We start from the raw sequence: 12,262 nt of genomic DNA on the forward strand, positions 1-12,262 counted from the left end.
TTTAGGACCACGGCCCCCGATAACCGGAACCGCCATTGCTGTTACCGCCTGCATTACCCCATGGACCGGTGCTTTGGGAAGGGGCCGCGGCACGCGGCGCCATTCCAGCCGAGCGGATGCCCATTTCGGCAGCCATCTGTTCAAGGGCGGCGATGCGATTATCGGTATCCGGGTGCGTCGAGAAAAGATTGTCTGCGCCACGTCCGCTCAGGGGATTGATGATGAACATATGCGCGGTTGCCGGGTTGTGTTCCGCTTCCTCATTTGGGATGGCCCTGGCGCCGCGCGCGATCTTGCCCAGCGCCGAGGACAGCCACAGCGGATTGCCGCAGATTTCCGCGCCGCGCTTGTCGGCGGCATATTCGCGGGTGCGGCTGACGGCCATCTGTACGATCATCGCGGCAAAGGGGGCGACGATCATGGCGAGAATGGTGCCGACCACCCCCATGATGCCGTTGCCGTTCTCGCGATTGCCGCCAAGGAAGAAGGCAAAATTGCCGAGCATGGATATGGCGCCCGCAAGCGTTGCAACGATGGTCATGGTCAGCGTGTCGCGGTTCTGGACGTGCGCCAGCTCATGCGCCATCACGCCTGCGACTTCTTCCGGCGACAGGCGGTTGAGAAGGCCGGTCGTCGCGGCAACGGCGGCATTTTCGGGATTGCGGCCCGTGGCAAAGGCGTTCGGCTGGTCTTCATGGATGATGTAGACCTTGGGCATGGGAAGGCCCGCATTGGCGGCCAACCCGCTCACCATTCGGTAATAGTCCGGTGCGCTGCGCTCATCCACTTCCTGCGCATTGTACATGCGCAGCACCATCTTGTCGGAGTTCCAGTAGCCGAACAGGTTCATGGCGACAGCGATCACAAGCGCGATCATCATGCCGCCGCCGCCGCCTAGCAAATAGCCGATGCTCATGAACATGACCGTCATGAGGGCGATCAGCATGGCAGTTTTCGTCATATTCATCCGTGGCGGTCTCCAAAATCTTAATCGTGCATGGCCCGCAAGGGTTTTGCACCGCGTGCCTTTCTGCCTATATGATGGGTATGAACAGGCTTCGCTTCAATAATGGGAGCTGATGCAGCCAACAGGAATATTACCGATGAGCGAAAAAACCGAAGCAACCGAAAGCCCGGAAAACGCAGGCGCGCGCATGTTCGAAGACTTGCCGCCAGCTGCCCAGCGCGCGCTGAAGGAAGCCGAAGCACGCCGCATAGCTGAAAGGGCAAACGAAGCGCCCCGCGAAATCGGCGGACGCGGCGGCAAGGACCCTGCCCGTTATGGTGACTGGGAGATCAAGGGCAGGTCGATAGATTTCTGATTATTGAACTGCGGATGGCCGACTCGCCGCAACCCTCGTCCTGAGCCGGTGGGCGGCACCGTGTCGAAGGCGAGATAGCGCTTCGCGCTATTTCTTTTACTTAGCGTGGCCTGTGAACAGACAGGCCGAGATTCGTGGTGTGAGGCGGGTCGGTGCAACCGGAATGTCAGCAGAATGGCTGAATTGGTCGAAATCATTTGACCTGATCTTATTTTCGGATAGGTCGTTTAATTTCAGCCCCATTTTTTAATTGCTTTTATTCTACCCTAAAAATTATAGTTTATCATGAGTTGTATGTCAGGTATATTCATATGCCATTATTTGTATTTTTAATAACACTGTTATTGATCGTATTTTGCACTGATTATCATAATTTATTGAGATTGAGATGACTGGATATTTACTCTCTAGGAGAATGGCGGCCAATAGTTTGAGTGTTTGCCCTGAAACTCCAAAAACAGAAGGTGCCACTGCGCTGGCTCCTGAGCAAGGAGATCATGTTTTTGGGGACATTATAGGTGTCGTTAAGGGGGCTATAGACGATGTTCGTAGGCACGATAAGTGGAACAGACCTACGTTAAATAATCGAGATTCGATTGCGTCTTTTGTAAAACGTTGTGAACACTTGTATTCAATGGATATGGGGCACCATTCTGTGCAAGAAAACCCGATGACACAGCGAACGGGGCCAGCTGAACTTGATGAGCATTCACATATGTTTGGGCGGCGAGCCGAAATAGTGAGATGGCATATTGTAAACATAATGGAAGAAGGGTTCACTTTTTATAGATATGCCAAGCTTAGAAGTGAGTTTGATGAGCTTATTGGTGTATTGATAGATGAAACTGCTTTAGAGCATTATCTTAAAAGAAGAAAAGAAGTAAGAATTGCTAATTATAGTACAGTTAGGCATAAAGCAATTTCAGTAGATTGTGCATTGAAAATGTTGGAGAGTGCTCCACAAAACCGGGAGAAGGAGACGATACGTTCCATAATAGCGCGTATCGAGCACTTTAAATGGGGGTTTCTCCAGATCATCAAGAATGATTATTACTATACAATGACCGATAAAAAAATATAATACGGGGAAATTTTTGAATTTTCCCGTATTATACAGAATACTAAATCGCTTTTTATTTCTTGTTCTGGCGATTTTCGATCAGGTCGTCCACGACGCCCGGATCGGCCAGCGTCGAGGTGTCGCCCAGTGCGCCGAACTCGTCTTCGGCGATCTTGCGCAGGATACGGCGCATGATCTTGCCCGAACGGGTTTTCGGCAGGCCCGGTGAGAACTGGATCTTGTCCGGCGTGGCGATCGGGCCGATTTCCTTGCGCACGTGCTGGGTCAGTTCCTTGCGCAACGCATCTTCGTCCTGAACTGCTTCGCCTGTCATCAGCGTGACATAGCAGTAGATGCCCTGTCCCTTGATCGGATGCGGGTAGCCCACGACGGCGGCTTCCGAAACCGAGTGATGCGAGACAAGCGCCGATTCGATTTCCGCCGTACCGAGGCGGTGGCCGGAAATGTTGAGCACGTCATCGACGCGGCCGGTGATCCAGTAATAGCCATCCTCATCGCGGCGGCAGCCGTCGCCCGAAAAATACAGGCCCTTATAGGTGGAGAAATAGGTTTCGATGAAGCGCTTGTGGTCGCCGTAGACGGTACGCATCTGGCCCGGCCAGGAGTCGGAGATGCACAGGTTGCCGTCGGCTACGCCCTCCAGCAGATTGCCTTCATTGTCCACCAGCACCGGCTTGACGCCGAAGAACGGGCGCGTTGCCGAACCGGGTTTCAAATCGGTGGCACCCGGCAGCGGCGTGATAAGGATGCCGCCATTTTCCGTCTGCCACCATGTATCGACGATGGGGCATTTCTGGTCACCCACGACATGGTAATACCATTCCCACGCTTCCGGATTGATCGGCTCGCCGACCGAGCCCAGCAGGCGCAGCGTCGAGCGCGACGAGCGGGTGACGAATTCGTCGCCCGCGCCCATAAGCGCGCGCAGTGCGGTCGGCGCAGTGTAGAAGATGTTGACGTGATGCTTGTCGACCACTTCCCAGAAACGGCCCTGGTCGGGGAAGTTGGGTACGCCTTCGAACATCAGCGTCGTCGCGCCATTGGCGAGCGGGCCGTAGACGATATAGGAGTGGCCCGTCACCCAGCCCACATCCGCCGTGCACCAGTAGATGTCGCCATCGTGATAGTCGAAGACATATTGGTGCGTCATCGATGCATAGACGAGATAGCCGGCCGTCGTGTGCAGCACACCCTTCGGCTTGCCTGTCGAGCCGGATGTGTAGAGGATGAAGAGCGGATCTTCCGCATCCATCGGTTCCGGGTCGCAGGTCGGTTCGACGCTTGCGACTTCCTGATGGTACCAGAGGTCGCGGCCCGGTCCCCAGCTCACCTTGCCGCCGGTGCGGCGCACGGTGAGAACCTTGTTGACCATGACATATTGCTTGGCGGCGATGTCGATGGCGGTATCGGTATTTTCCTTCAGGGGAACCGGCTTGCCGCCGCGCACGCCTTCATCGGCCGTGATGACGAACGTGGATTCACAGTCGACGATACGACCGGCAAGCGCCTCTGGCGAGAATCCGGCGAAAACGACCGAGTGCACAGCGCCGATGCGCGCGCAGGCCAGCATCGCATAGGCCGCTTCCGGGATCATCGGCAGATAGATCGTGACACGGTCGCCCTTCTTCACGCCATGCTTCTTCAGCACATTGGCCAGACGGCAGACATTTTCGTGAAGTTCACGATAGGTGATCTTCTTATCGATATAGGGATTGTCGCCTTCCCAGATGATGGCGACCTGGTCGCCACGGCTCTTCAGATGACGGTCGATACAGTTATAGGAAACGTTGGTAACCCCGTCCTCGTACCACTTGATGGACACGTCACCGTTGAAATCAGTGTTTTTGACCTTGGTGAAGGGCTTGAACCAGTCGATGCGCCGTCCGTGCTTTGCCCAGAAGCTGTCCGGGTCGCTCACGCTCTCCTGATACCATTCGAGATAGGTTGCGTTGTCGATGAGCGTGTTTCTCTTTGCCTCGGCGAGAACCGGGTAAAGCTTTTCCGACATGATTTCCTCCTTCGGCATCCCCCGAGCCGGACGATATCCCACTCGTAATAAATGCACCCAAAAACTGACCGGCACCTCCCGCCGGGTGAGACGGTTCACCGTGAAAGGCGAGACCATCGGGTGCCTTGTCTACCTTCCATTGCGGGCAAGGTAAATTAGACAATCGGCGCGTCTATGATCCACAATGACGCATCGTTAGAAATAGCAACTGGCAGCACTCGCTGTCGAATGGTGCTAATATATTGTTTTTACAATTTAAAAACCATTTGGAGTGATTATCTCCTATTCAGGAGCCTGACAATATGGCTCTTCACAAAAAGGGGAAATCGCTATGACGACGTCCGCTTTGAATGCAAAGTCAGCCTTCGAACTCCAACTCGCCGGTTATGGCCTGACGACGGCGAAAGTCTTCTACCACTTGCCCGATCATCCGCATCTGCTGCAGCTTTTCGTCTGGCAGGATTATGACATCGCGCCCGATTTTCCGGTGCTCAATCACTTCATCGAATTCTGGAATCGGGAAATCGACGGACCTTTGCATTCGGTCAGCTACACGCATTTCCGGCTGCTTGGCCCTTCGGACTGGAGGAATGTGCAGGGCGAGATCGTCCTGCATTAATATTGTTTTGGTCAAAGTATTCAGGCGGGGTTGGCATAGCTCCGCCCGCCGAAGATGGCCGAGCCGACACGCACCGATGTCGCGCCGAAACCGATGGCGGTTTCATAATCGCCCGACATGCCCATGGAGAGCTTTTCGACCTGTGCCTCGCGGGCGAGCTTTTCCAGAAGCGCGAAATGCGGCCCCGGATTTTCATCCGCAGGCGGGATGCACATCAGCCCCTCGATGGCGAGGCCATGTTCCTTGCGGCAGCGCTCGACAAAAGCGACAGCTTCCTTGGGCGCGATACCGGCCTTCTGTTCTTCAAGTCCGGTATTCACCTGCACGTAAAGCTTCGGGGCCTTGTTCTGCTTCCTGATTTCGGCGGCGAGGGCGGCGGCAATCTTTTCGCGGTCGACGGTTTCGATGACATCGAAGAGGGCGACGGCATCGGCGGCCTTGTTGGACTGAAGCGGGCCGATGAGATGCAGTTCGATGCCGGAATAATCCTCGCGCAGCCCTGGCCATTTTCCTTGCGCTTCCTGCACGCGGTTTTCGCCGAAGACCCGCTGGCCGGCGTCGAGGGCCGGGCGGATTGCTTCCGCGTCGAAGGTTTTCGACACGGCGACGAGCGTTACGGCCCCCTTGTCGCGCTGTGCTTCCTTTTCGGCATTGGCGATTGCGGCCTTGACCGTATTCAGGTTCGTGACGATATCTGACATGAAACTCTCGCTTTCAGGCTTTTCATCCGCAAAAGGTTGACGCTTTCGCCAATACGTGGTGAAGGTCGCCATTAAACATCGACTCTCCTTATTGCATCACCTTCGTACGAGTAAATACGGTCATGGCAGCCGAACGTTATAATCCGCGCGTGGCGGAAGCTCATTGGCAGAAAGTCTGGGAAGAAGACCGGACCTTCGAAACCGACAATAGCGACAGCCGCGAGAAATATTATGTGCTTGAGATGTTTCCCTATCCATCGGGACGCATCCATATGGGCCATGTGCGCAACTATGCGATGGGTGACGTGGTTGCCCGTTATAAGCGCGCCAAGGGGTTCAACGTGCTTCATCCGATGGGATGGGACGCGTTCGGCATGCCTGCGGAAAATGCGGCAATGCAGAACAAGGTTCATCCGAAGGAATGGACCTACCAGAACATCGCCACGATGCGCAGCCAGCTGAAATCGATGGGGCTTTCGCTTGACTGGGCGCGTGAATTCGCGACCTGCGACGTGGAATATTATCATCGCCAGCAGATGCTGTTCATCGACCTTTTCGAAAAAGGTCTGGTGACGCGCAAGACCTCCAAGGTCAACTGGGACCCGGTCGACAACACCGTGCTTGCCAACGAGCAGGTGGTGGACGGCCGCGGCTGGCGTTCAGGCGCGCTGGTCGAACAGCGTGAACTGACGCAGTGGTTCTTCAAGATCACTGATTTCAGCGAGGAATTGCTGGCCGGTCTCGATACGCTCGACCAATGGCCCGAAAAAGTTCGCCTGATGCAGCGCAACTGGATCGGCAAGTCGGAAGGTCTGCAGGTTCGTTTTGCGCTGGACGGCAATACGGCGCCTGCCGGTTTCTCGGAAATCGAAGTCTATACGACCCGTCCGGACACGCTGTTCGGTGCGGCTTTCGTGGCTATTTCCGCCGATCATCCGCTGGCGAAGAAACTGGCTGAAGACAATGCTTCGCTCGCAGGCTTCATTGACGAATGCCATCATCATGGCACGTCGCTGGCAGCGCTTGAAACGGCTGAGAAGAAGGGTTTCGACACCGGCGTCAAGGTCAGGCACCCGTTCGACGAGAACTGGGAACTGCCGGTCTATGTCGCCAATTTCGTGCTGATGGAATATGGCACGGGCGCGGTTTTCGGCTGCCCGGCACACGATCAGCGCGACCTGGACTTCGCCAACAAGTACAAATTGAAGGTTACACCTGTCGTTCTGCCGAAGGGCGAGGATGCGGCAAGCTTCAGCATCGGTGAAACGGCCTATACCGACGATGGCGTGATGATCAATTCGCGCTTCCTCGACGGCATGACGCCGGAGGCTGCCTTTAATGAAGTGGCGAATCGTCTGGAAAAAACCAGCCTCGGCAATCAACCGCAGGCAAGCCGCAAGGTGCAGTTCCGCCTGCGCGACTGGGGCATCTCGCGCCAGCGTTATTGGGGTTGCCCGATCCCGATGATCCATTGCGAAAGCTGTGGCGTCAATCCGGTGCCGCGCGCCGATCTGCCGGTCAAGCTGCCGGATGATGTCGAGTTCGACCGTCCGGGCAATCCGCTCGACCGTCATGCGACCTGGCGTCATGTGAAGTGCCCGAAATGCGGTGCCGATGCGCGCCGTGAAACCGATACGATGGACACGTTCGTCGATTCGTCCTGGTACTATGCCCGCTTTACGGCACCGTGGGAAAACGAACCGACCGACCGCAAGGTTGCCGATCACTGGCTGCCGGTCGATCAGTATATCGGCGGTATCGAACACGCGATTTTGCATCTGCTCTATTCGCGTTTCTTCACCCGTGCGATGAAGGTCGCCGGTCACGTCGGCATCGACGAGCCGTTCAAGGGCCTGTTTACGCAGGGCATGGTCGTACACGAAACCTACAAGGCCGATGGCCAGTGGGTGGCGCCTGCCGATATTCGCATCGAGGAAACCGACGGCAAGCGCAGCGCGACCCTGCTCTCGACAGGCGAGCCGGTGGAAATCGGTTCCATCGAGAAGATGTCGAAGTCGAAGAAGAACGTCGTCGATCCCGATGACATCATCGCTTCCTATGGGGCCGACACGGCGCGCTGGTTCATGCTGTCTGATTCGCCGCCCGAGCGTGACGTGATCTGGACGGAAGCCGGTGCCGAAGGCGCCCATCGTTTCGTGCAGCGCGTCTGGCGTCTGGTGGCGGAAGCGGCTGAGCAGTTGAAGGACGTTGCCCCGAAGGCCGGTACGCAGGGCGAAGCTCTCGTTGTTTCCAAGGCTGCGCACAAGGCGGTCAAGGCTGTCGGAGATGATATCGAGAAACTCGCCTTCAACCGTGGCGTTGCCCGCCTTTACGAGCTGGTCAACACGGTTGCAGGTTCTCTGCAGCAGGTTGCTTCAGGTAGCGCCGATGACGAATTGAAGAGCGCTACGCGTGACGCCACCGAAAAGCTGATCCTGATGCTGGCACCGATGATGCCGCATCTGGCTGAACAGTGCCTGGCGGCGCTGGGCGGCAGGATTGCTGGTCGTGAAACGCTGGTTGCCCGCAGTGCCTGGCCGGCGTTCGATCCGGCATTGGTGGTGGAAAACGAGATCGTTTTGCCGGTACAGATCAACGGCAAGAAGCGTGGGGATTTGACAATCGCCCGCGACGCTGATCAAGCTAGCATCCAGCAGGCGGTGCTCGAACTTGACTTCGTCAAGGCTGCGCTCAACGGGGGCTCGCCGAAGAAGGTTATCGTGGTGCCGCAAAGGATCGTCAATGTCGTTGCCTGACCGCTTTTTCTCCGCAATCAAAGCCTTCCGGGTTGTGTTTTTCGCACTTGGGGCTGCGGTTCTGATGGCTGGATGCACCGTGCAGCCGCTTTATTCGTCCGGCGCTGGCGCTGGTGGAACCATAGGCGGCAGCGTGACGCCGGATATGCGCACCAAGCTTGCTTCGGTGGCAATCGATCCGGCTGGCGATGTGTTTCAGCAGCAGGTCCGTAATCGCCTGATCTTCCTGCTTGGCGGGGGTGCCGGTGAACCGGCCAATCCGACCTATCGGCTTGGTCTCGGTCTGAGCAGCAGCACGATTTCTGCCGTAAGCGTGGACATTGGCGATCAGACCGACCGCACGGGCCGCCCATCCGCAGGTATCGTCAAGGCGACATCGAACTTTGTTCTGCGTGACAAGGATGGCAAGCCGCTTGCCACAGGCACCCGCACGGTTGGTGCATCCTTCGACCGTCCGCGTCAGGAATTCGCGAACCTGCGTGCCGAACGCGATGCACGCAAGCGCGCTGCGGAAGAACTGGCCGAACAGATATTCCTCGCGCTGGCGATGAAAATGTCGAAGCTCTGATATTTCTTTCATCTGAAATGGAAAAGCGGCGCTTTCGAGCGCCGTTTTTTGTTTGGCTTCAGTGTCGTGCCTGGCGAAATATAAAAAAGGCGAGCCGATGGCCCGCCTTTTACATCTTGCTGGAAATCGTCGATCAGGCGATCTTCTGGCCGGTCTTCGCCCAATCGGCGAGGAAGGTTTCGAGGCCCTTGTCGGTCAGCGGATGCTTGACCAGTGCCTTGAGCGTTGCCGGAGGCGCGGTCACGACATCAGCGCCGATGAGTGCTGCTTCCTTGACGTGATTGACGGTACGAACCGAAGCGGCAAGAATTTCGGTGCGGAAATCGTAATTGTCATAAATGGTGCGGATTTCGGCAATCAGTTCCATGCCGTTGATGCCGGTGTCGTCCAGACGGCCAATGAACGGCGAAATGAAGGTCGCGCCCGCCTTGGCTGCCAGAAGCGCCTGATTGGCCGAGAAGCAGAGCGTCATGTTGACCTTGTGGCCTTCCGACGACAGGGCCTTACAGGCTTTCAGTCCGTCGAGGGTGACGGGCAGCTTGATGCAGATATTGTCAGCAATCTTGGCGATGACGGCTGCTTCCTTCATCATCTGCTCATACTCGGTCGCGGCAACCTCGGCGGAAACCGGGCCCTTGACGATGTTGCAGATTTCCTTGGTAACTTCGATAATGTCACGACCCGACTTCAGAATAAGGGACGGGTTGGTGGTCACGCCATCGACCAGCCCAAGATCATTGAGCTCGCGGATTTCCTTGACGTCCGCAGTGTCCACGAAAAACTTCATAACAGCGTTCCTCCATAATGAGCGCGGGTGGATTTGAGGAATTTAAAACCATTTAATTCCCGGAAGGTGGCTTTTCTTTAGCGCAAAGCCGCGCCAAGGTCACGCGATCATGTCGAAAGATTCGCACGATATTTCCAGTCTGTTTCCGGAGCTCGCACCACGGGTCGTTCCCGTGCTCGTGCCCATGCCCGCGATGCGGCCTTATTCTTATATGGTTCCGCCGGGCATGAACGTCCAGCCCGGATCGATCGTGCGCGTGCCGTTGGGACCAAGGGAAGTTGCGGGGATCGTCTGCGAGGGCGAGACCGATGCCGTTGACGCCAGGAAATTGCGGGAGATTTCAGAGGTTTTCGACTGTCCGCCGGTGGGGGGCGACATGCTGCGCTTCATGCGCTGGGCCGCCGACTACACGCTGTCGCCGCCCGGCATGGTGGCGCGCATGATCCTGCGTGTGCCTGCCGCCTTCGATCCCGAGCCGCCGGTGCCGGGCCTTCGCTATTCCGGCAGCGAGCCGGAGCGCATGACCGAAGCACGTGCGCGGGTGATGGAGCTTGCTCGTGATGGGCTTGCCTGGACCCGATCCGGCCTTGCCCATGCGGCGGGTGTCTCCATGACGGTCGTGGACGGGCTGAAGACACAAGGCATTTTTGAAGAAGTCATGCTGCCGCCGCCAGCCGTGGTGGCAAAGCCGGATATCGACTATGCGCGGGCTACGCTTTCTGAAGACCAGCAGGCAGCCGCTGAAATGCTGTCGGAAGCCGTCGAAGCCGATTGTTTTTCGGTTTCGCTGCTCGACGGCGTGACCGGATCGGGCAAGACCGAGGTCTATTTCGAAGCCGTCGCAAAGGCGATCGAGCAAGGCAGGCAGGTGCTGATTCTCCTGCCTGAAATCGCGCTTACGCAGCAGTTTCTCGACCGGTTCCATGACCGTTTTGGGGCGAAGCCCGCCGAATGGCATTCTGACCTTGCCCCCCGCACCCGGGAGCGCGTCTGGCGACAGATTGCCGAGGGTACGGTGCGGGTTGTGGCAGGCGCGCGGTCGGCGCTTTTTCTGCCCTTCAAAGAGCTGGGGCTGATCGTCGTCGATGAAGAACATGATCCGGCTTACAAACAGGAAGATCGTGTTTTCTACAATGCGCGCGACATGGCAGTGGTGCGCGGTCATATCAGCGGTTTCCCGGTGGTCTTGGCTTCGGCCACGCCGTCCATCGAAAGTCAGGTCAATGCGGAGCAGGGGCGCTACAAGCGAATCAAGCTTTATGGTCGTTATGCGGAAGCGGCTCTGCCCGATTTGAAGACCATCGACATGCGGCGTTCGCCACCGCCGCCGGGCCGGTTTCTGTCGCCTGCACTGACCGAAGCTGTCGGCAAGACGGTGGAACGCGGCGAGCAGGCGCTTCTGTTCCTCAACCGGCGAGGCTATGCACCCCTTACGCTTTGCCGTGTCTGCGGTCATCGTTTCCAGTGTCCGCAATGTTCAAGCTGGCTGGTAGAGCATCGTTTTCGCGGGCAGCTGATGTGCCATCAGTGCGGCTATCATGAACCGGTGCCGGAAGCCTGCCCTGAATGCGGCACGCTTGATCATCTGGTCGCCTGCGGTCCGGGTGTGGAACGCATCGCAGAAGAAGTGGCGGCAACTTTCAGCGAGGCGCGAATCATAGTTCTTTCGTCGGATATGGCGGGCGGCGTGAAGCGGCTGCGGCTGGAACTCGACGCTATCGCAAAGGGCGAGGCGGATATCGTTATCGGCACGCAGCTTGTTGCCAAGGGGCACAACTTTCCCAACATGACGTTGGTGGGCGTCGTCGATGCCGATCTGGGGCTTGCCAATGGCGATCCGCGCGCCGCTGAGCGTACCTTCCAGCTTCTTAATCAGGTGACGGGACGTGCCGGCCGAACTGGTCGCAAGAGCCTCGGCCTCATCCAGACCTACCAGCCGGATCATCCGGTGATGCGGGCAATCGTCAGCGGCGATGCGGACGCATTCTATGCCCGTGAAATCGAGGAGCGTGAGCGAAGCGCTTTGCCGCCTTTCGGGCGGCTTGCTGCGCTGATCATCTCTGCCGACAACCGGCCCGATGCGGAAAATCATGCGCGTGCGCTTCGTCGCGCGGCGCCTTCATCTTCGGAGATTTCCGTGCTCGGACCTGCCGAAGCTCCCTTGGCGCTCGTAAGGGGAAGACACCGTTTCCGCATTCTGGTGCACGGAACGAAACGCGCTGATATTCAAGGATTTATCCGTGCACTTCTGGCGGCGGCACCCAAGGAAAAAGGCTCGATCCGCGTACAGGTGGATATCGATCCGCAAAGCTTCCTCTAGTGTGGCGAACCCGAAATTCGTCTCACTCAGGAGTGAGGTTGCGTACGAATTCCGGATTCAAAGCCACACTAGGCCGTACTGCTGTCGCAGCAGGTGCGAA

Annotated in this window: 10 protein-coding genes; 6 read left to right on the forward strand and 4 right to left on the reverse strand. The window is 57.2% G+C overall.

The features are described from left to right. Window position 1: 1 nt before the first annotated feature. Complete coding sequence (htpX, locus tag JNC70_RS16545; RefSeq protein WP_104756531.1) at window positions 2–967, reverse strand: zinc metalloprotease HtpX; 966 nt, start codon at window positions 965–967, stop codon at window positions 2–4. A gap of 136 nt (window positions 968–1,103) precedes the next feature. Here htpX and JNC70_RS16550 point away from each other — a divergent pair, with 136 nt between their 5' ends. Both JNC70_RS16550 and JNC70_RS16555 read left to right on the forward strand, forming a co-directional pair. After that, entirely contained in the window at window positions 1,104–1,322 is a 219-nt protein-coding gene (locus JNC70_RS16550) for a DUF1674 domain-containing protein (protein ID WP_104756532.1), read from the forward strand. 415 nt (window positions 1,323–1,737) lie between these two features. Then, on the forward strand, window positions 1,738–2,403 hold the full coding sequence (locus tag JNC70_RS16555; RefSeq protein WP_374788727.1) for a hypothetical protein: 666 nt from the start codon (window positions 1,738–1,740) through the stop codon (window positions 2,401–2,403). Window positions 2,404–2,455: 52 nt separating this feature from the next. Here the strand turns inward: JNC70_RS16555 and acs are convergent, their stop codons facing one another. Next, on the reverse strand, window positions 2,456–4,411 hold the full coding sequence (gene acs / locus JNC70_RS16560; RefSeq protein ID WP_104756565.1) for an acetate--CoA ligase: 1,956 nt from the start codon (window positions 4,409–4,411) through the stop codon (window positions 2,456–2,458). A 331-nt stretch (window positions 4,412–4,742) separates the two neighbouring features. On the opposite strand from acs, the gene JNC70_RS16565 reads away from it, so the two are divergent. Beyond that, a complete protein-coding gene (locus JNC70_RS16565) occupies window positions 4,743–5,030 on the forward strand; it encodes an usg protein (protein ID WP_104756534.1) in 288 nt (95 codons plus the stop codon). Window positions 5,031–5,050: 20 nt separating this feature from the next. Here the strand turns inward: JNC70_RS16565 and JNC70_RS16570 are convergent, their stop codons facing one another. After that, the gene (locus JNC70_RS16570) at window positions 5,051–5,731 is read right to left on the reverse strand and encodes a YggS family pyridoxal phosphate-dependent enzyme (RefSeq protein ID WP_104756566.1); all 681 of its coding nucleotides are present in this window, start codon (window positions 5,729–5,731) and stop codon (window positions 5,051–5,053) included. Between the two features lie 122 nt (window positions 5,732–5,853). On the opposite strand from JNC70_RS16570, the gene leuS reads away from it, so the two are divergent. Next, window positions 5,854–8,487: a leucine--tRNA ligase gene (gene leuS, locus JNC70_RS16575; protein WP_104756535.1), complete on the forward strand. Its 2,634-nt coding sequence runs from the start codon at window positions 5,854–5,856 to the stop codon at window positions 8,485–8,487. After that, window positions 8,474–9,055 carry an LPS assembly lipoprotein LptE gene (gene lptE / locus JNC70_RS16580; RefSeq protein ID WP_104756536.1) on the forward strand — a complete coding sequence of 194 codons (582 nt, stop codon included), beginning with the start codon at window positions 8,474–8,476 and terminating at the stop codon, window positions 9,053–9,055. The genes leuS and lptE overlap by 14 nt, the downstream gene beginning before the upstream one ends. 133 nt (window positions 9,056–9,188) lie before the next feature. Here lptE and fsa read toward each other — a convergent pair whose 3' ends face one another. Further along, a complete protein-coding gene (fsa, locus tag JNC70_RS16585) occupies window positions 9,189–9,842 on the reverse strand; it encodes a fructose-6-phosphate aldolase (protein WP_104756537.1) in 654 nt (217 codons plus the stop codon). A 109-nt stretch (window positions 9,843–9,951) separates the two neighbouring features. On the opposite strand from fsa, the gene JNC70_RS16590 reads away from it, so the two are divergent. Continuing rightward, window positions 9,952–12,162 (forward strand): primosomal protein N', encoded by a 2,211-nt coding sequence (locus JNC70_RS16590; protein ID WP_104756538.1) that lies wholly within the window; start codon window positions 9,952–9,954, stop codon window positions 12,160–12,162. Window positions 12,163–12,262: the final 100 nt, after the last annotated feature.

The organism is Brucella oryzae (assembly GCF_041929965.1).
Taxonomy (GTDB): Bacteria; Pseudomonadota; Alphaproteobacteria; order Rhizobiales; family Rhizobiaceae; genus Brucella; species Brucella oryzae.

Coding starts and splice junctions, on each gene's coding strand:
- htpX (WP_104756531.1), bottom strand. CDS start 967: ATGAATATGACGAAAACTGCCATGCTGATCGCCCTCATGACGGTCATG.
- JNC70_RS16550 (WP_104756532.1), top strand. CDS start 1,104: ATGAGCGAAAAAACCGAAGCAACCGAAAGCCCGGAAAACGCAGGCGCG.
- JNC70_RS16555 (WP_374788727.1), top strand. CDS start 1,738: ATGGCGGCCAATAGTTTGAGTGTTTGCCCTGAAACTCCAAAAACAGAA.
- acs (WP_104756565.1), bottom strand. CDS start 4,411: ATGTCGGAAAAGCTTTACCCGGTTCTCGCCGAGGCAAAGAGAAACACG.
- JNC70_RS16565 (WP_104756534.1), top strand. CDS start 4,743: ATGACGACGTCCGCTTTGAATGCAAAGTCAGCCTTCGAACTCCAACTC.
- JNC70_RS16570 (WP_104756566.1), bottom strand. CDS start 5,731: ATGTCAGATATCGTCACGAACCTGAATACGGTCAAGGCCGCAATCGCC.
- leuS (WP_104756535.1), top strand. CDS start 5,854: ATGGCAGCCGAACGTTATAATCCGCGCGTGGCGGAAGCTCATTGGCAG.
- lptE (WP_104756536.1), top strand. CDS start 8,474: ATGTCGTTGCCTGACCGCTTTTTCTCCGCAATCAAAGCCTTCCGGGTT.
- fsa (WP_104756537.1), bottom strand. CDS start 9,842: ATGAAGTTTTTCGTGGACACTGCGGACGTCAAGGAAATCCGCGAGCTC.
- JNC70_RS16590 (WP_104756538.1), top strand. CDS start 9,952: ATGTCGAAAGATTCGCACGATATTTCCAGTCTGTTTCCGGAGCTCGCA.